This window comes from Streptomyces azureus, from assembly GCF_001270025.1.
In the GTDB taxonomy this organism is placed as follows: Bacteria; Actinomycetota; Actinomycetes; order Streptomycetales; family Streptomycetaceae; genus Streptomyces; species Streptomyces azureus.
Genome location: NZ_DF968249.1, coordinates 25422 through 43240 on the forward strand (window position 1 = coordinate 25422; position 17819 = coordinate 43240).

At 70.5% G+C, this 17819-nt stretch carries 18 protein-coding genes; 6 read left to right on the forward strand and 12 right to left on the reverse strand.

What is annotated here, in order from left to right; genetic code table 11:
• Nucleotides 1-845: 845 nt before the first annotated feature.
• The 3 genes from AOQ53_RS13325 to AOQ53_RS13335 all read right to left on the reverse strand — a co-directional run bounded on the left by AOQ53_RS13325 (nt 846) and on the right by AOQ53_RS13335 (nt 4279).
• A complete protein-coding gene (locus tag AOQ53_RS13325) occupies nt 846-2363 on the reverse strand; it encodes a cellulase family glycosylhydrolase (RefSeq protein ID WP_059417250.1) in 1518 nt (505 codons plus the stop codon).
• A gap of 129 nt (nt 2364-2492) precedes the next feature.
• Complete coding sequence (locus AOQ53_RS13330) at nt 2493-3311, reverse strand: ABC transporter permease (RefSeq protein WP_059417251.1); 819 nt, start codon at nt 3309-3311, stop codon at nt 2493-2495.
• Nucleotides 3308-4279 (reverse strand): ATP-binding cassette domain-containing protein, encoded by a 972-nt coding sequence (locus AOQ53_RS13335; RefSeq protein ID WP_059417252.1) that lies wholly within the window; start codon nt 4277-4279, stop codon nt 3308-3310. Before AOQ53_RS13335 ends, AOQ53_RS13330 begins: the two co-directional genes overlap by 4 nt.
• Nucleotides 4280-4390: 111 nt before the next feature.
• Between AOQ53_RS13335 and AOQ53_RS13340 the strand changes: the two genes are divergently transcribed.
• Nucleotides 4391-5194 (forward strand): TetR/AcrR family transcriptional regulator, encoded by an 804-nt coding sequence (locus AOQ53_RS13340; protein ID WP_059417253.1) that lies wholly within the window; start codon nt 4391-4393, stop codon nt 5192-5194.
• 62 nt (nt 5195-5256) lie between these two features.
• Here AOQ53_RS13340 and AOQ53_RS13345 read toward each other — a convergent pair whose 3' ends face one another.
• The 3 genes from AOQ53_RS13345 to AOQ53_RS13355 all read right to left on the reverse strand — a co-directional run bounded on the left by AOQ53_RS13345 (nt 5257) and on the right by AOQ53_RS13355 (nt 7893).
• On the reverse strand, nt 5257-6231 hold the full coding sequence (locus tag AOQ53_RS13345) for a hypothetical protein (RefSeq protein ID WP_059417254.1): 975 nt from the start codon (nt 6229-6231) through the stop codon (nt 5257-5259).
• A gap of 61 nt (nt 6232-6292) precedes the next feature.
• On the reverse strand, nt 6293-7477 hold the full coding sequence (locus AOQ53_RS13350; protein ID WP_059417255.1) for an RNA polymerase sigma factor: 1185 nt from the start codon (nt 7475-7477) through the stop codon (nt 6293-6295).
• A gap of 8 nt (nt 7478-7485) precedes the next feature.
• Nucleotides 7486-7893 (reverse strand): YciI family protein, encoded by a 408-nt coding sequence (locus AOQ53_RS13355; protein WP_059417284.1) that lies wholly within the window; start codon nt 7891-7893, stop codon nt 7486-7488.
• A gap of 158 nt (nt 7894-8051) precedes the next feature.
• On the opposite strand from AOQ53_RS13355, the gene AOQ53_RS13360 reads away from it, so the two are divergent.
• The gene (locus AOQ53_RS13360; protein WP_059417256.1) at nt 8052-8726 is read left to right on the forward strand and encodes a GDSL-type esterase/lipase family protein; all 675 of its coding nucleotides are present in this window, start codon (nt 8052-8054) and stop codon (nt 8724-8726) included.
• On the opposite strand, the gene AOQ53_RS13365 is transcribed toward AOQ53_RS13360, so the two are convergent.
• Nucleotides 8714-9463, reverse strand: a complete 750-nt coding sequence (locus AOQ53_RS13365; RefSeq protein ID WP_059417257.1) for an aminoglycoside adenylyltransferase family protein — start codon at nt 9461-9463, stop codon at nt 8714-8716. The two genes, AOQ53_RS13360 and AOQ53_RS13365, sit on opposite strands and share 13 nt — an antisense overlap.
• 91 nt (nt 9464-9554) lie before the next feature.
• On the opposite strand from AOQ53_RS13365, the gene AOQ53_RS13370 reads away from it, so the two are divergent.
• A complete protein-coding gene (locus AOQ53_RS13370) occupies nt 9555-10133 on the forward strand; it encodes a Uma2 family endonuclease (protein ID WP_059417258.1) in 579 nt (192 codons plus the stop codon).
• A 10-nt stretch (nt 10134-10143) separates the two neighbouring features.
• On the opposite strand, the gene AOQ53_RS13375 is transcribed toward AOQ53_RS13370, so the two are convergent.
• On the reverse strand, nt 10144-11742 hold the full coding sequence (locus AOQ53_RS13375) for an amidase (protein ID WP_059417285.1): 1599 nt from the start codon (nt 11740-11742) through the stop codon (nt 10144-10146).
• Between the two features lie 138 nt (nt 11743-11880).
• Between AOQ53_RS13375 and AOQ53_RS13380 the strand changes: the two genes are divergently transcribed.
• Nucleotides 11881-12873 carry an aldo/keto reductase gene (locus AOQ53_RS13380; protein ID WP_059417259.1) on the forward strand — a complete coding sequence of 331 codons (993 nt, stop codon included), beginning with the start codon at nt 11881-11883 and terminating at the stop codon, nt 12871-12873.
• Between the two features lie 186 nt (nt 12874-13059).
• Here AOQ53_RS13380 and thpR read toward each other — a convergent pair whose 3' ends face one another.
• The 3 genes from thpR to AOQ53_RS13395 are packed head-to-tail and all read right to left on the reverse strand — an operon-like array spanning nt 13060 to nt 15504.
• Nucleotides 13060-13632: an RNA 2',3'-cyclic phosphodiesterase gene (gene thpR, locus AOQ53_RS13385; RefSeq protein WP_059417260.1), complete on the reverse strand. Its 573-nt coding sequence runs from the start codon at nt 13630-13632 to the stop codon at nt 13060-13062.
• A 39-nt stretch (nt 13633-13671) separates the two neighbouring features.
• Nucleotides 13672-15036, reverse strand: a complete 1365-nt coding sequence (locus AOQ53_RS13390) for an MFS transporter (protein ID WP_059417261.1) — start codon at nt 15034-15036, stop codon at nt 13672-13674.
• 30 nt (nt 15037-15066) lie between these two features.
• Nucleotides 15067-15504: a MarR family winged helix-turn-helix transcriptional regulator gene (locus AOQ53_RS13395; protein WP_020273509.1), complete on the reverse strand. Its 438-nt coding sequence runs from the start codon at nt 15502-15504 to the stop codon at nt 15067-15069.
• Nucleotides 15505-15658: 154 nt separating this feature from the next.
• Between AOQ53_RS13395 and AOQ53_RS13400 the strand changes: the two genes are divergently transcribed.
• Nucleotides 15659-15856, forward strand: a complete 198-nt coding sequence (locus AOQ53_RS13400) for a ribbon-helix-helix protein, CopG family (RefSeq protein ID WP_059417286.1) — start codon at nt 15659-15661, stop codon at nt 15854-15856.
• Between the two features lie 18 nt (nt 15857-15874).
• Here the strand turns inward: AOQ53_RS13400 and AOQ53_RS13405 are convergent, their stop codons facing one another.
• Nucleotides 15875-17326: an NCS2 family permease gene (locus AOQ53_RS13405; RefSeq protein ID WP_059417262.1), complete on the reverse strand. Its 1452-nt coding sequence runs from the start codon at nt 17324-17326 to the stop codon at nt 15875-15877.
• Between the two features lie 117 nt (nt 17327-17443).
• Between AOQ53_RS13405 and AOQ53_RS13410 the strand changes: the two genes are divergently transcribed.
• Nucleotides 17444-17737 (forward strand): DUF2530 domain-containing protein, encoded by a 294-nt coding sequence (locus AOQ53_RS13410; RefSeq protein WP_078945290.1) that lies wholly within the window; start codon nt 17444-17446, stop codon nt 17735-17737.
• Nucleotides 17738-17819 lie beyond the last annotated feature (82 nt).

The following is a 17819-nucleotide window of genomic DNA, read 5'->3' on the forward strand; positions in this document are numbered from 1 at the left end:
GCGGATGGCGGCGTTGACGCCGACGGCTCAGGTGCCGGTGGGGCGGGTGCCGGTGGAGCGGGTGGCGGCGCTGGCGCCGGGGGCTGTGGCGGCGCTGGAGCCGGGGGCTCAGGCGCCGGTGGAGCGGGTGGGGCACTGCTCGGCGGAGCAGGTGAGGGCAAGGGCGGAGGCGAGGCGGGAGTGCTGCCCGTGCCGGGTGCAGGGGCGGGAGCGGGAGGGGCATCGGTGACCGTGGGCTGCGCCGGTAGGAGTGGCGCTTGTGGCGTTGGTACCTGTGGTTCTGGTGTGTCAGGAGGTGCCGGTGCGCTGTTCGGTGGGTTCCCGGGCACAAGGGGCGGAGCAAGGGGAGGGCCGGGCGCGGTGAGCTGCGGAACGATCAGGGTGCTCGGGCCGACCGCGCCCGAAGGGCCGTCCGGCGGTGCCAGGGGCGTCCGGCCCGGGGTGCGGGATTCCGGTGCGGCAGGCGCCGCTATGTCACCGGGCAGGATCGTCCCCGGCGCAAAGGGCGTTGCTCCCATCAGGCTCAGCCCCAGCACCGCCATATAAGTGGCTGCACAGGCGGCCAGCCCGTAACCGGTGCGCCGCAGGTTCCGCGCACGCCGACCTGAGGTATCGACGAACACAGGGAGGCTCGGATCGCTCGATGATTCCTGTCCCGTATGCCCTGTGTTGGCACTATTAAGCACCATAAGGTTTAGAGTACGCCGCTGCGGGGCGGACCGGCATGGAATCTTCCGCACCAGCAGAAGGGCACTCCCGACGAGCACCCTGGTCAGGTACATGGCCAGGTACGCGGGTGATCCGGAGGCGCCCGGCGAGGACCGAGCGCCCCCGTCACACCGACGTCACATCGCCGTGCACCTCACACTCGGCACGGCACCGCCCCCGGGAGTACCTCCGAGGCCGAAGCTCGTCGAACCCCCCGCCGGCACGCTCCCGTTGTGCGCGGCGTTCACCGCCGTGACGGTCGCGCCGCTCTGGGTGTGCGAGGCGTTCCACATGCTGGTGACCTTCTGGGAGCCGGTCCAGGTCCAGCTCACCGTCCAGGACTTGAGCGGAACGCTGCCCGTGTTGGTCACCTTCACCTCGGCGTTGAAACCGCCGCCCCAGTCGCTGCTGACGGTGTAGGCGGCAGAGCAGGCGGCCGAACCACCGCCCGGTTCGCCCGGGCCGCCCGGGCCGGGCCCGGAGCCGCCGCCCGCGAAGCCCGGCGCCTTGACGGCCGCCAGGTACCCGTCCTTCACGGTGTCCACGGTCTGCCAGTCGTCCTTCAGGATCCCGCCCGTGTCACCGGAGTTGGGGTTCCAGGACCAGAACGTCCAGTGGAAGCTGTCGGCGCCGTACGCCGACGTCGACCGCAGGTACGTCACCAGCGCGGACAGCCACTTCTGGTCCACCGCCGGCTGGAGCGTCGTACCGAACTCGCCGAGCCACACCGGCGCGATGTTCTGCTTGAAGATGTAGCCCCAGTACCGGTCCCAGACCTCCGGCATGTTGGCGGGGAACGACGGGTCGCTGAACCACGGCTGCTGGGCAACCGACGTGGCGTAGTCGTGGGCCGAGTAGACCAGCCGGTTCGGGACGTCCAGCTGGACCGGGTGCTGGGCGACGCCCATGAGGTTGCCGCCCCACCAGCCGTTGGCGCCGTTGTACGACTGCACGCCCTCGACCATGATCAGCAGCTCGGGGTTGACCGACAGCACCGCGTTGCCCGCGCGCTGGGCGGCCAGGCGCCAGTCCCGGGCCGTGTCGCCGCAGCCCCAGCAGGCGGGGTCGCGGGGCTCGTTGTGCAGGTCGATGCCGATCACGGTGGAGTTGCCCTTGTAACGGGCCGCCAGCAACTTGAGGTTGGCGATCCAGGTCGACTCGGGGACCGACGCCGTGTACCAGAGCGCCGACTGGCCCGCCGCGTCCGGGCGGTGCCGGTCGAGGACGATCTTGAGGCCGGCCTGACCGGCGTACGCCACGATCCGGTCCAGGACCTGCAAGGACGTCAGCCCGCGCAGGTCGGTGTTCTTGCCGTCGTGGTTGATGCTGTCGGGCATGGTGCCGGGCTTGAGGATGTCGTCGCTGTAGGGCATCCGGATGGTGTTGTAGCCCAGCGACTTCATCTGGTCGATCATGCTCTTGTAGTCGCGGGCCCACAGGCCGTGGACGACGTGGTTCGCGGTCTCGAAGCCGAACCAGTTGATGCCGGCGATACGGACCGGCTGGCCGGCCGCGTCCAGGATCTGCCGGCCGCTGGTGTGCCAGTAGCCGGCGCCGGCCCGCGCGTCGACGTCGGCGTGTGCCGACTGCGTACCGGCCAGGGGTAACAGGAGCGCCGCGGCGACGCACAGCGCTCTTCGCAGAGTGCGGAACATGGCTGCTTCCTCTCGGGGGAGGCGCGGCCCCGGAACACGGATGGGAGCGCTCCCAATACGCCGCGCACCTCCCAGGAAACTGACGCACCATGAGCACGTCAAGCCTCCGGGAGGTGCGTGTTCCGCTCGCTAGCGGCTCAGCTTCTTGAACCGCCGCACCGCCAGCGGCAGGAAGATGAGCGTCAGGATCACCGGCCACACCCCGGCCATCAGCAGCGCGTGCTGCTCGACCCAGGTGTCACCGCCGACCGGCGTGCCGAACAGTTCGCGGGTCGCCGCCGCCGTGGAGGAGATCGGGTTCCATATCGCCACCCAGCCCAGCCAGTCGGGCATGAGCTGCGGGGCGACGAAGATGCTGGAGATCATGGTCAGCGGGAAGGCGACCGCGAACAGACCGCCCGCGGCCTCGGGGTTGGGCACGAGCAGGCCGAGCCACACGCCGATCCAGATCAGCGCGAACCGCAGCCACAGCAGCAGCCCGAACGCGCCGAGGAAGCCGAGGCCCCCGTCCGGCCGCCAGCCCATGGCCAACGCGGTGAGCATCATGATCACCAACTCGGCGCAGGCGGCGATGAGATCGGTGACACCGCGCCCGGCCACCACGGCGGAGGACGCCATCGGCATGGAGCGGAAGCGGTCGATGACGCCCTTGGTGGAGTCGTGGACCACGAGGGTCGCCGTGTTGATGAAGCCGAACGCCATGGTCATCGCGAACATGCCCGGCATCAGGAAGTCCTTGTAGTTCCCGCCGTCCGGCACCTTCATCGCGCTGCCGAAAACATAGCCGTACAGCAGCACGGAGAGGATCGGGAATCCCAGTTGCCAGGCGATGTTGACGGGCTGGCGCTGGTAGTGGGTCAGGCCGCGGCGGACGAGGTTCCAGCAGTCGGCGAACAGCCAGTACACACGGCCGCGGTCGCTCCGCGCGGTCAGGTCGAGGGTGGTCACGCCGCCGCCTCCTTGGCTTCCGTGCTTTCCGTGCGGTGTCCGGTCAGACGCAGGAACACGTCGTCGAGGCTGGGCCTGCGCAGCCCGATGTCCTCGACGCGGACGGCCTCGTCCTGGAGGGTCCGCGCCACCTCGGTGAGCGCCGTGACCCGGTCGGCGACCGGGGCGTGCACCCGCAACTCGGCCTCGTCCGCCTCGGGTTCGCCGTCCGTGACGCGGGCGACCACCTTCACCACCCGCGGGATCTCGGCCCGCTCGGCGACCACGACCTCGATACGGTCGCCGCCGACCAGGTTCTTCAGCCCGTCCGGGGTGTCGTCGGCGATGGCCCGCCCCTGGTCGATGACGGTGATGCGGGAGGCGAGTTTGTCGGCCTCCTCCAGGTACTGCGTGGTCAGCAGCACGGTCGTGCCGCCTGCCACCAACGCCCTTACGGACTCCCAGACTTCCCCACGGCTACGGGGGTCGAGACCGGTCGTCGGCTCGTCGAGGAAGAGGACGGCCGGGGCGAGGATCATCGACGCGGCGAGGTCGAGGCGGCGCCGCATGCCGCCGCTGTACTTGCCGACGCCCCGGTCGCCGGCGTCGGTCAGGTCGAACTGCTCCAGCAGTTCGGTCGCCCGGAGCCGGGCCCGCCTGCCGCCCAGGTGGAACAACCGGCCGAACATCTCCAGGTTCTGCCGGCCGGTGAGCACCTCGTCCACCGCCGCGTACTGCCCCGTGAGTCCGATCCGGGCCCGCACCTCGCGCGGCTGCCGGGCCACGTCCAGCCCGGCGACCGTCGCCCTGCCCCCGTCCAGCCTGACCAGCGTGGACAGGATACGGACGGCGGTGGTCTTGCCCGCCCCGTTCGGCCCGAGCAGGCCGTGCACCGTGCCCTCGCGTACCGCCAGGTCGAAACCGTCGAGGGCGCGTTTCTCGCCGTACCGCTTCTCCAGCGCCTCGGCCCGCACCGCGTATCCGTCCATGCCGCCCCTCCCGTGTGCTCGCGCCCTGCGTCCGGCATCAAACTGAGTACAGCGTACCCGATTGCGCGTACACCGTACTCAGTTTTTCTTCAGGGACCTAAGCTGGGTTCCATGGAGAGCGGCACGAGCAGGACGAGCGACACGGGCAGTACGGGCAGTACGGAGACCAGCGGCAGCGGCGACATCGCCCGCACCCTCGAACTGCTGTGGGACACCGGCCGGCGTCCCAGCCGCGGCCCCAAGCCGACCCTGACCCTGGACCGGATCGTGGAAGCGGCCGTCCAGGTCGCGGACACGGAAGGCCTGGAGGGGCTCTCCATGCGCCGCGTCGCCGCCGAACTCGGCACCGGCACCATGTCGCTCTACCGGTACGTTCCCGGCAAGGGCGAGCTGCTCGACCTGATGCTGGACCGGGTCCAGCGCCCCTCCGAGAATCCGGCCGACCTGGGCGACGGCGGCTGGCGCGCCGCCCTGGAGGCCATGGCCCGCGAGATCCTCGCCCTCTACCGCCGCCACCCCTGGCTGCTCCAGGTCAACCAGTCCCGCCCGATCCTCGGCCCGAGCGCCATGGACGGCATGGAGAAGGTCCTCGCCCTGATCCGCCCGATGGGGCTGACCGACCCCGAGCTGGTCTCCACGATCGTCATGATCGACGGGTACGTCGTCGGGGCCGCGCGCACGCAGCTCTACGAGCAGGAGGCGGAGCGCCGGACGGGCCTGACGGACACGGAGTTCTGGCAGGCGCAGGTGCCGGTGCTGGAGAAGGTCCTGGCCTCGGGCCGCTACCCGGTGATGGCGTCGCTCTCCGAGGACACGTTCGGGACCGACTTCGACCACTTCGGGTTCGGACTCCAGCGGATCCTGGACGGCTTGGAGGTACTCGTGGCGCAACGCCGGGGCGAGTCGGCCTCGTAGGCCGCCGCCCCCGGCTGCCGGCCGCGCCGCTTCCGGTCGCTGGTTGCGCCGCCTTCCGGTTGCTAGCCGCGCCGCCTCAGCCCGCGCAGACCGAGCAGGGCGGCGCAGGCCACGGCCACGGCGATGGCGCCGGTCTTCAGGTTGCCGCCGAGCCCGTCGCCGCCGGCGCCGTCGTCCCGTGCGGCCGGATTCCCGCTGCCGGAGGAGGAGCCGGAGCCACCGGGCGCGTCCTGTCCCTCCACCGAGCTGTCGGCCCCCTCGGCGCCGTACATGAGCCTCGTTCCGTCGGCGGTGTACGTGACGGACTCGCCCTGCCCGAGGAACGGCACGCCGAGCCGCTCCTTCCGCTTGATCTTCCCGCCGTTCCAGTCGTACGCGATCGCGCCGAAGTAGCTGCGGACGACGAGGTGTTCGCCGTCCGGGGAGAGCGTGGCGTCGGTGGCCTCCAGGTCGGGCACGGCTGCGACGGGCCGGAAGACGTTCGTGCCCGAGGCGGAGAGCTCGGCGGGACCCTCGTACAGGTGCCCGCCCTGCTCGTTCTTGTCGACGATGTAGGCGCGGCCGGTCTTGGGATGCACGACGAGGGACTCGGCGTCACGGGCCCCGTCGGAGTACTTCACGACGTACTGGGTGGCCCGGATCGTCTGGTTCCCCAGCGTCTTCGGTTCGGGCAGCTCGTATATCCACACGTGAGGCCAGCTGCCGCCGAGGTTGTCGCCGATGTCGCCGACGTAGATCCGGTTGTCCGGGCCGACGGAGATGGCCTCGACGTCCCGGGGCGTGCCGACGCCGGTGAGGGTGAGGCGGGCGACGGTCTCGCCCGTGCTGCTGTCGACGGCGTAGATGTAGGGGCCGTCGTCGCTGTCGTTGTGCGTCCAGTAGATGCCGGGGTGCTGTCGGGAGGCCGCCAGACCGCTGGACTCGGTGATGCGCGGGTCCTTGATCGTGAAGTCCTCGTCGCCGTCGGCGGCTGAGGCGGGCACGGCGAGGGCGCCCACGAGGAGGGCCGCGGCGAGGATGGCGAACGGTCGGCGCATGCCCCCAAGCCTGCCATCCCGGTGTGAGTGGTTGGGCTGTCGTAGATCCGGGCACGACCCGTCAGCCACTTCGGCGGGCGTTGAGCCGGGCGGCCTGGCGGGTCAGGTGTGCGCGTTCGGCGAGGTTGGGTGCCTTGTGAGCCGCCTCGACGTACAGCCGCGCCGCCGTCGCCAGGTCGCCGTCGCGCTCGTGGAGGTACGCCGCCACCGCGGCGTGGCGGGGCAGGGACTCGTCCAGCGCCGCGAGCGCCGCCAGGCCGGCGCGCGGTCCGTCGGCCTCCCCGACGGCGACCGCGCGGTTGAGCCGGACGACCGGGCTGTCGGTCAGGCGCGTGAGCTCGTCGTACCACTCGACGATCTGCACCCAGTCGGTCTCCTCGGCGGTGGGCGCGTCGGCGTGGAGGGCCGCGATGGCGGCCTGAGCCTGGAACTCGCCCAGCCGGTCGCGGGCGAGGGCCGCCTGGAGGATCCCGACGCCCTCGGCGGTCGATGCGGTGTCCCACCGGCCTCGGTCCTGCTCGGCGAGCGGAACCAGGCTGCCGTCGGGCGCCGTCCGGGCGGCACGCCGGGCGTGGTGGAGCAGCATGAGGGCCAGCAGCCCCGCCACCTCGGGGTGGTCGATCGCGGCCGCGAGCTGCCGGGTGAGTCGGATGGCCTCGGCGGCGACGTCGACGTCGCCGGAGTAGCCCTCGTTGAAGACCAGGTAGAGGACGCGCAGCACGGTGGCGACATCGCCGGGCTGGTCGAACCTTCCCCAAGCTCTCGACTTCGCTCGAGCAGGGGATAACCCAACGTCGGAGACGGTGCGCTTGGCCCGGCTGATGCGCTGCGCCATGGTCGCCTCGGGCACCAGATAGGCCTGGGCGATCTGGCGGGTGGTCAGCCCGCCGACGGCGCGCAGCGTGAGCGCGACGGCGGACGACGGCGTCAGCGACGGGTGGGCGCACAGGAAGTAGAGCTGGAGCGTGTCGTCCACCGCGGGCGCGGGCCCGGGCGCCGGCTCCTCGTCGACGCGGTCCTCACGCCGACGGCGGGCGGCGTCGGCGCGCGTCGCGTCGAGGAACTTGCGCCAGGCCACGGTGACCAGCCAGCCCTTGGCATCCCGCGGAGGGTCGGCGGTCCAGACCCGCAGCGCTTCGACGAGCGCGTCCTGCACGGCGTCCTCGGCCGCCGCGAAGTCGGCTCCGCGGCGGACGAGGATGGCGAGCACGCTCGGCGTGAGGCTCCGGAGCAGGGCCTCGTCCATCTGAGTCGTCACTCCGTGATGGTGGGCGTCACGCCGTAGAACGGGCGCAGCTCCAGCCATTCGTGGATCGGCTTGCCGCCCGCACCGGGGGCGGCCGACAGCTCCCCGGCCAGCTCGACGGCGCGCTCGTAGCTGTCGACGTCGATGATCATCCAGCCGGCGATGAGGTCCTTGGTCTCCGCGAACGGGCCGTCGGTGACCGGCGGGCGCCCCTCACCGTCGTAGCGGACCCATGCTCCCTCGGGGGCGAGGGCCTGACCGTCGACGAACTCGCCGGTCTTCTCCAGCCGGGCCGCGAAGTCGTTCATGTACTGCATGTGCGCCGAGATCTCCTCCGGGGTCCACTGGTCCATCGGCACGTTGTTGACCGGAGCCGGGGCGCCGCGGTAGTGCTTCAGCAGCAGGTACTTGGCCATGGTGTTCTCCTCGGAGCTGGTGCGGCCCATTCTGGTCGCGTTCACCCCGGGGACGGAGCCGGACGCGGGTTCTCGACATCACCGGCCGATTTTTTTCGGGATCTGTGCGTGGTCCGACTCACACCCCGTCAGACGGCTGGATCGTTCATGATGAGCGGATGCTCAGGTTCATGCCCGTCGGTGACTCCATGACGATCGGGAGCGCGGGCGAACACACGTGGCGCTACCGGATGTGGCAGCACCTGTGCCGGTCCTACTGCGGCCCCTTCACCCTCGTCGGCCCGCGCGAGACGCTCCACGACAAGCTCGCCGACGCCCCGACCTCCCACGCGTACGCCGACCCGGGCTTCCCCCGTGCCCACCTGGCCGGTTGGGGCGAGGGCTGGCTGCACATGGCGCCGCTGATCGGCGAGGCGGTGCGGTCGTGCCGCGCGGACGTGCTCCTGGTCTCCCTCGGCCTCATCGACCTGGGCTTCTACACGAACGCCGGGCAGACCGCCGACAACGTCCGGGCCTTCGCGGCCGAGGCACGGGCGGCGAACCGGCGGGTGCGGATGGTGTGGCTGCCGGTGACCCCGAACGTGCGAGCCGAATCCGACCCGGACTTCGCCGCCGAGGTCGCCCGCTTCAACGAACTGCTGGCGAAGACGGCCGCCGACCTCGACGAGCCCGGCTCGCCCGTCCTCCTGGCCTCGGCCCCGCCCTCGTACGACATCCACGCCGACACCTACGACGGCACCCACCCCAACGCGAGCGGCGAACACAAGATCGCGGCGGCCTTCGCGGAGGCGATGTACCAGGCCTGGGATCTGGGCGAGCCCTACAAGCAGTAACTCTCGGTGATCATCCGGGTCAGCAACTCCGCACAGGGCCGGGGCTCCAGGTCGTCCCAGCGCTCCGCCTCCTGCCCCAGGTAGACGGCCCGGGCGCGGGCGAGGACGGGCCGGTGCTCGGCGGGGAGCCGGTCGAGCACCCACTCGGCCGCCGCGTCCTTCGAGCGGATGGTCCCGGTGGTGAGGGTGGTCCAGATCCGGGCGAGGGTGAGCAGCACGTTGCGCGTGTCGGAGTCCAGGTCGGCCACCAGCTCCGGCACGCCGGCGACGATGGCGCGCCTGAGGTCGTCGTGCGGCACGGGGTCGAGGAGCTCGGCGGGCGGCGGCCCGTGGAGCGGGGCGTCGGCACGCAGGACCATCGTGAGGAGAGGCGCGAGGTCGGGGCTGGGTTCGGGGGCCGGGGTCACTCCGCGCTCGTAGTCCTCCCGCAGCCAGTCGCCGTAGAGGAAGTCGCAGGTGGGCGGGTAGCGCCAGGGCCGTACGTCGTCCTGTACGACGACGATCAGCTCGACGTGCCGCCGCCCGTCGACGCCGGACACCTTGAGCAACTCCTCGACCAGAGCCCGGCGTTGGGCATGCGTCGTGCGGTCCCGTACGACGGCCAGGACGTCGATGTCGCTGTGCGGGCGGAGGCCTCCGAGGGTGGCGGAGCCGTGCAGGTAGGTGCCGAGGACGGAGTCGCCGAGGGTGGTGCGGAGAAGCTGGACGAGGTGGTCGGTGCCGGGCTGCTCTGGCATATGCGCTCTTCCCCGTGTCATGGTCACCGTGCGTATCGTTGTACTGCGCGGCTGCCCACGTCCATGGGGTTGGCCGGGGAGGAGCGCCACGATGACCGTCGTTGACGACAGGATCGCCATGGCCGACGCCAACACCAAGCGCTTGGACGAGTGGTTCGAGCGGATGCCCGTCCCCGAAGGATTCAGGGTCGAGATCGTCGGGGGCAATGTCCACATGACGCCGCAGCGCGACACCCACTGGGAGATCATCCGACGGATCGTACGAACCGTCGAGGACAGGTTCGGGATGGACGTCAAGGTGTTCTCGGGCGTACGTATCGACTTCCCCGGCCATGAGAACGGCTTCTGCCCGGATGTGGCCAAGCTGAGCGCCTCCGCGGCGAAAGACGACGAGGGGCGCTGGCGTCACGAGGATGTCGAGTTCATCGCCGAGGTCATCTCCCAAGGCACGGCGGCCAACGACTACGGCCCGAAGAAGGACGCCTACGCCACCGCCGAAGTGCCCGTCTACCTCATCGCCGACCCCTACCAGGGCCGGTGCTACGTCTACACCCATCCCAAGGACGGCGACTACGCCATGAGGACCAGGGTCGACTTCGGCGTCGGCATCGACCTCACCGACACCGTGGTCGACCTGGTGCTCAAGACCGACGAGTTCCCCCGCGACTGACGACGCCGCATCAGAAACCCACGTCGGCGGGCCGATAAGCCGGCGGCCTGCGCACCCTGCTCACCCGCTCATACGCATAAGCCAGCCGCAACAACACCGGCTCGCTCCACGCCGTCCCCATGAACGTCACCCCGACCGGCAGGCCGAAGGCGAACCCGGCCGGCACGCTGATCGCCGGGTACCCGGCGAGGGCCGCCGGCGTGGACGCGCCACCGCCATGCGCGTCCCCGCGGATCAGGTCGATCTTGGCGGGCGGCCCGGACGTCGGCATCACCAGGGCGTCCAGGTCGTGCTCGCGCAGCACGGCATCGATGCCCTCGGCGCGCGACAGCCGGTGATTGGTGGCCAGCGCCTCCCGGTACTCCCGTTCGGTGAAGTCCAGCCGCTCGACCGCCTCCAGCCCGTCCTGCCGTACGTAGCGCAGCTCCCGGTCGGCGTGCGCCCGGTTGAACTCGATGAGTTCCTTCAGACTGCGCGGGTGGTCGCCCGGCGCCGCGGCGAGATACGCGTTCAGCGCCCGCTTGAACTCGTACACCTGGACCACCATCGAGCTGGGCAGGTCCTCCAGCTGCTCGGCCGTGGGAATGTCGGCCGGGTCCACGATCGTGGCTCCGGCCTTGCTGAGCAGGGAGATCGCGCGCTCGGCGATCTCGTCGGCGTGGTGGCTGTAGCCGAAGTAGACCGAGCGCGGTACGCCGATGCGCGCGCCGCGCAGGCCGTCGGCGTCGAGGAAACGGGTGTAGTCGCGGTGGTAGCGACCGCGGCTCGCCTCCGTCGCCGGATCACGACGGTCCACTCCCACGAGCGTGCCGAGCATGATCGCCGCGTCGCGGACCGTGCGCGCCATCGGGCCGACGCTGTCCTGGCTGGGCACGCCGGGGATCACCCCACCGCGCCCGACCAGCCCCACCGTCGGTTTCACTCCGACGACGCAGTTCGCCGAGGACGGGTCGATGATCGAGCCGTTGGTCTCGGTGCCGATGCCGGCGACGCACAGGCCGGCCGCCACGGCGACGCCCGTGCCGGAACTGGACTCGTTCGGGGAGCGGTCCAGTTTGTACGGGTTGCGGGTCTGGCCGCCGCGGGCGCTCCACCCGGCGTGGTGGGTGAGCGACATGCCGCCCGCCCATTCGCTCATGTTGGTCTTGCCGAGGATGACGGCACCGGCCTCACGCAGCCGCGCGGCGACCGTGGCGTCCGCCGCCGGTCTCAGCCCCTCCAGGGCGAGCGACCCGGCCGTGGTGTGCATCCGGTCGGCGGTCTCCACCAGGTCCTTCAGCAGGACGGGCATGCCGTGCAGCGGTCCGCGGGCGCGCCGCCGGCCATCCAGCCGGCGGGCCTCGCGCAGTGCGTCGGGGTTGACCTCGATCACCGAGTGCAGGAGCGGATCCAGGCGCTCGATGCGCTCCAGGTAGTGGCGGGTGAGGCGTTCGGCGTCGAGACGCCCGTCGGCCATCCGGCGGCGCAGCTCGGCGATGCCCGGTTGGTCCGGTTCCGAGAGGTCGGTGCGGGCTTGGGCCGTGGCCGTGCCGAGCCAGGGTGCGGCCGCCGCCGCGGTGCCGAGCGCGAGCACGGTGCGGCGGGTGGTGGATGACGCCGGAGTCCTCATGACCAGCACGGTAGGGGCGTGAGCTGCGCGGATTCGCTGAGGCTGTCACCCGAATCGGACCGGGTGCTTTCCCCCCGGGCCCCTTGAGGTCAACCCGTGCTTGCTTGGAGCGCACTTCAAGACGTTGGCTTGGGCGGCATGAAGTACACGCAACTCGGACGCACGGGACTCAAGGTCAGCCGGCTCGTCCTCGGCACCATGAACTTCGGCCCGCAGACCGACGAGGCCGACAGCCACGCCATCATGGACGCGGCACTGGACGCGGGCATCAACTTCTTCGACACCGCCAACGTCTACGGCTGGGGCGAGAACAAGGGCCGCACCGAAAGCATCATCGGCAACTGGTTCGCCAAGGGTGAGGGGCGGCGCGACAAGGTCGTCCTCGCCACGAAGGTCTACGGCAACATGGGCGCCGACGGCCCGGCCTGGCCCAACCACGACAAGCTGTCCGCCCTCAACATCCGGCGGGCCGTGGACGCCAGCCTCAAGCGGCTCCAGACCGACTACATCGACGTCTACCAGTTCCACCACATCGACCGGGACACGCCCTTCGAGGAGATCTGGCAGGCGATCGACGTCCTGGTCCAGCAGGGCAAGATCCTCTACGTCGGGTCGTCGAACTTCCCCGGTTACAAGATCGCCCAGGCCAACGAGATCGCCGCCCGGCGGGGCGGGACCATAGGGCTGGTCAGCGAGCAGTGCCTGTACAACCTCGCCGAGCGACGTGCCGAGATGGAGGTCATCCCGGCCGCTCAGGACTACGGGCTCGGCGTGATCCCCTGGTCGCCGCTGCACGGCGGTCTGCTGGGCGGTGTGCTCAGGAAGGAGGCCCAGGGCGGTCGCCGCACCTCCGGCCGCGCGGCCGACGCGCTCGCCGACCCCGCCACCCGCGCGCGGATCCAGTCCTACGAGGACCTGCTCGACAAGCACGGCATCGAGCCCGGTGAGGCCGCCCTGGCCTGGCTGCTCACCCGCCCCGGCGTGACCGGCCCGATCGTCGGCCCGCGCACGGCCGAGCAGCTCGCCTCCGCGGTCCGCGCGGCCGAGCTCGAGCTGTCCGAGGAGCTCCTGACCGGCCTGGACGAGATCTTCCCGGGCCCGGGCCCGTCACCGGAGGCCTTCGCCTGGTAAAGCCCCCGTCAAGGGCGCGGGGAACTGCGCGACAAGCCCCCACCGGCCCGCAGCCGAAAAGCAGCCGTCCGCAGTTCCCCCACCGCCCTACCTCCCAAGCACAGAAGCCAGGGCAACGACGAGAAACATCAGCACGAGCACACCGGCCATGATCCGGTTCCGGGTCTTCGGGTCCACGCCCCGAGCCTAACCGGCGCCGCCGAGGGGCCAGCGGGCGACCGCCTCGTAGCGGGGCTGCTCGCCCGCGACCCCCGAGGCCGGCAGATTGCTCCGCACCAGCACCAGCTCCCGCACGGTCCAGGTCCGGCTCACGAACGCGTCGAGTGCCTCCAGGTACGCCCGCACCTCGACCGCGTCCCGGCTGCGCGCCAGCGTAAGGTGCGGCTTGTACCGCCGGTGCTCCCCCATGGGCACCCCCGCCTTCCGCGCCGCCGCCTCCGCCCGTTCGGCCAGCAGGCGCAGGGTCGCCAGGTCCCCCTCCGCCCCGGCCCACAGGGCCCGCCCGCGCCCGAACTGACCGCCGCGCCGCACGGCGAGCGGAAACGGATCGGTACGGCGGGCCGCACGCTCCAGCCGGGCCGACAGCTCCGGCACGAGCCCGTCGTCGGCCTCCCCGTAGAAGGCAAGCGTGAAGTGCCACCCGGCCCGACCCGTCCACCGCAGCCCGTCCGCCCCCGGCAGCTCGCGCAACGCGTCCACGACGGCACCGAGTTCGCGGATCACCCCGTCAGGGGGGAGCACGGCGGCGAAGAGTCTCATGCCGCCACTTTTCCAGACGTGCTCCCCGGCCGGGGCCCGTCAGGCGGCCGGAGCCAGTTCCTCCTGCTGCTCCCGGGGGACGAACCGCACCCGTGGGTGACCGCGGTGCCAGCCGACCGACAGGCGGAGGTTGCCGACACGGGCCAGGATCAGGCCGATCACAGCCGCGGCGACGGCCGCGACGGCACCGCCGGCCGCGAGGCCGACCCGGGCGCCGTACGTGTCGGTGATCCAGCCGACGATCGGCGCGCCGACCGGGGAGCCGCCGAGGAAGACCATCATGTACAGGGCCATGACACGGCCGCGCATGGCCGGGTCCGTGGACATCTGGATGCTGGTGTTCGTCGTGACGTTGACCGTCATGCCGAACAGGCCCAGCGGGACCATGAGCAGGGCGAACATCCACAGCGTCGGTGTCGTGGCCGCCACGATCTCCAGCGCGCCGAAGACCAGGGCCGCCGCGATCAGCAGCCGCAGCCGGGCCGTGCCGCGCCGGGCGGCGAGCAGGGCGCCCGCGACCGAGCCGACCGCCATCAGCGTGTTGAACATGCTGTAGGCGCCCGCGCCCGCGTGGAACACGTCGTCCGCGAAGGCCGAGAGGTAGACGGGGAAGTTGAAGGCGAAGGTGCCGACGAACCCGACCAGGACGATCGGCCAGATCAGCTCCGGGCGGCCGGTGACATAGCGCACGCCTTCGCGCAGCTGCCCCTTGCCGCGCGGGGCCCGCTCGACGACGTGCAGTTCGCGGGCGCGCATCAGCAGCAGGCCGGTGAGCGGCGCGATGAAGGACAGGCCGTTGAAGAGGAACGCGTAGCCGGTGCCGACGCCGGTGATCAGTATGCCCGCGACGGCGGGGCCGACCAGGCGGGCGGACTGGAAGTTCGCCGAGTTCAGGCTGACCGCGTTCTGCAGCTGCTGCGGGCCGACCAGCTCGGAGACGAAGGACTGCCGGGCCGGGTTGTCGACGACCGTGGCGAGACCGACCGCGAAGGCGGCGACGTACACGTGCCACACCTGGACATGGCCGGTGAGGACGGCGACGGCGAGGGCGAGGGCGGTGAGGGCCATCGACGACTGTGTGACCAGCAGGGTGGGCCGCTTGCGCAGCCGGTCGACGAGGACACCGCCGTAGAGGCCGAAGAGCAGCATCGGCAGGAACTGGAGTGCCGTCGTTATGCCGACGGCCGCGGAGGAGCCGGTGAGGCTGAGGACCAGCCAGTCCTGGGCGATGCGCTGCATCCAGGTGCCGATGTTGGAGACGACCTGTCCCATGAAGAACAGGCGGTAGTTCCTCACCTTCAGGGAGGAGAACATCGAGGACTTGCGCGGGCGGGTGTCGGAGGTGGGCGGGGAGTCGTGGGGATCAGGTGCGGGGACGGAAGCTGCTCCGGGTCCCGTACTCAAAAGGGTTCGCCTCCTTGCGACGACTACGGCTTACAGATGCGCGAGTTTCTCCAGCACGGGGGCGGCGGCGCGCAGTTTGGCCCACTCGTCCTCGTCGAGGTTCTCGACCAGGGTGGCCAGGAACGCGTTCCGCTTGCGGCGGCTCTCCTCGAGCATCGCCTCGGCCTGCTCGGTGCGCGTCACGACCTTCTGGCGCCGGTCCTCGGGGTGCGGCTCCAGACGGACCAGCCCCTTGGACTCCAGCAGCGCCACGATGCGGGTCATCGAGGGCGGCTGGACATGCTCCTTGCGGGCGAGCTCGCCCGGTGTGGCCCTGCCGCACAGGGACAGGGTGCCGAGCACCGACATCTCGGTGGGGCTCAGCGACTCGTCGACCCGCTGGTGCTTGAGCCGACGGGAGAGCCGCATCACGGCGGAGCGGAGGGAGTTCACGGCGGCTACATCGTCGCCATGGCTGAGGTCCGGCATGTTCTTTAGCGTAACTCATTACTCTCGCTAAGGACTACCGTGACACACACGATCGACCGTGACCCTGGCCACTGAAGCGTGACATCACTCATATGGGTGATCCAGCGGCGGAACGTGACACACCGCACCGAAGGGTGCCGGGACCCTCATGACCATGGGGACCAGCGTGCTCAGCCTGCGAATAGACCACGAGCTGCTCGAACGGCTCCGGCACCATGCGGCGAAAAGGGGAATGAGCGTCCAGGACTACGTCGTCCGGACGCTCGTTCGAGATGACTTCGACGAGCGGTTCCAGACCGCCGTCGAGGAGACGGAGAAGTTCTACGGGTCCCGTGATCCCTTGGTCAAGTGATCACGGGTCCGGATCGGCTCAGGTCAGGCCCAGCGCCGGCATCAGGTAGTAGAACGCGAACACCGCCGCCACCGCGTACATCGCCGTCGGCACCTCCCGGCCCCGTCCGGCCGCCAGGCGCAGCACCACGAAGGTGATGAAGCCCATGCCGATGCCGTTGGTGATCGAGTACGTGAACGGCATCATCACCATCGTCACGAAGGCCGGGATGGCGATCGTGTGGTCCGCCCAGTCGATCTCCTTGACCGAGCCGGCCAGGATCAGGAAGCCGACCGCCAGCAGGGCCGGGGTGGCCGCCTGGGAGGGCACCATCGTGGCGACCGGGGTCAGGAAGAGGGCAGCGGCGAAGAGGCCACCCGTGACGACGTTCGCGAGGCCGGTGCGCGCACCCTCGCCGACGCCGGCCGTGGACTCGACGAAGGCGGTGGTCGCCGAGGAGGAGCTGGCACCGCCTGCGGCGACCGCGAGGCCGTCGACGAACAGCACCTTGTTGATGCCGGGCATCTGCCCCTGCGCGTCGGTCAGCTTCGCCTCGTCGGAGACGCCCATGATCGTGCCCATCGCGTCGAAGAAGCACGACAGCAGCACGGTGAAGACGAACAGCACACCGGTCAGCACGCCGACCTTCTCGAAGCCGCCGAACAGGCTGACCTGCCCGACCAGTCCGAAGTCGGGGCCGGCGACCGGGTTGCCGGGCCACTTCGGGGTGGTGAGACCCCAGCTCGGCACCTTGGCCACGGCCTCGATGACCACGGCCACGACCGTCATGGCGACGATCGAGATCAGGATCGCGCCGGAGATCTTGCGCACGATCAGGGCGAGCGTGAGCAGCACGCCCAGGATGAAGACCAGCACCGGCCAGCCGTTGAGATGACCGTCGCCGCCGAGCTGGAGCGGGACGGTGGTCTGGGCGGCGTCCGGGATACGGGAGACGAAGCCGGCGTCGACGAGCCCGATCAGCATGATGAACAGGCCGATGCCGATGGAGATGGCCTTGCGCAGCCCGTAGGGGACGGCGTTCATCACGCGCTCGCGCAGCCCCGTGGCGACCAGCAGCATGACCACGAACCCGGCGAGGACCACCATGCCCATCGCGTCCGGCCAGGACATGCGCGGGGCGAGCTGGAGGGCGACGACGGAGTTCACACCGAGGCCGGCGGCGAGCGCGATCGGCACGTTGCCGATGACGCCCATGAGGAGGGTGGTGAGCGCGGCCGTGAGGGCCGTCGCGGTGACCAGCTGTCCGTTGTCGAGCTGGTGACCGTACATGTCCTTCGCGCTGCCGAGGATGATCGGGTTCAGCACGATGATGTAGGCCATCGCGAAGAAGGTAGCGAGGCCGCCCCGGACCTCACGGGAGAGCGTGCTGCCCCGCTCGGAGATCCGGAAGAAGCGGTCGAGTGCGCCGTACGTGGGCCCGGCTCCCGGCTGTTCAGGGGCGGGGACCTTGGCGGGAGCCGAGGAGGACATGTGTTTGGTGTTTCCTACGAAGAGAAGTGGTCAGACACAAACCGTTTCAGTATGAACATATAAGGGCCGCATCGCACATCTCCGCGCGTAGACCTGATCGCCTCGTAAGCTGTCCCCATGGCGAAATGGACCCCCAGACACGAGGCGCCGGAGCCCCTGGAGGGCCCCGTGGTCGCCACCGTCACCGGCGGCACGATCCTTTGGTTCGTCCTCTTCCTGGTCCAGCTCCCCTTCTACGGCTGGTTCGACGACCACGGCCACACGTGGTGGCTGTGGACCTGCCTGGCCGGCGGCGGCCTGGGGCTGATCGGTATCTGGTACGTCCGTAAGCGCGATGCCGCGATCAAGCGGGCCGCGGCACAGGAGGACCTGCCGGCGACTCCCCCGGCCGGACAGGGCGTCTCCGACTGACCGTCGCGCGGATGCCGGTCGGCTGAAGCGCTCCACGTCATCGCCCCTGCCCGACGGCGACGAGTGTGATCTGCGCGAGCCA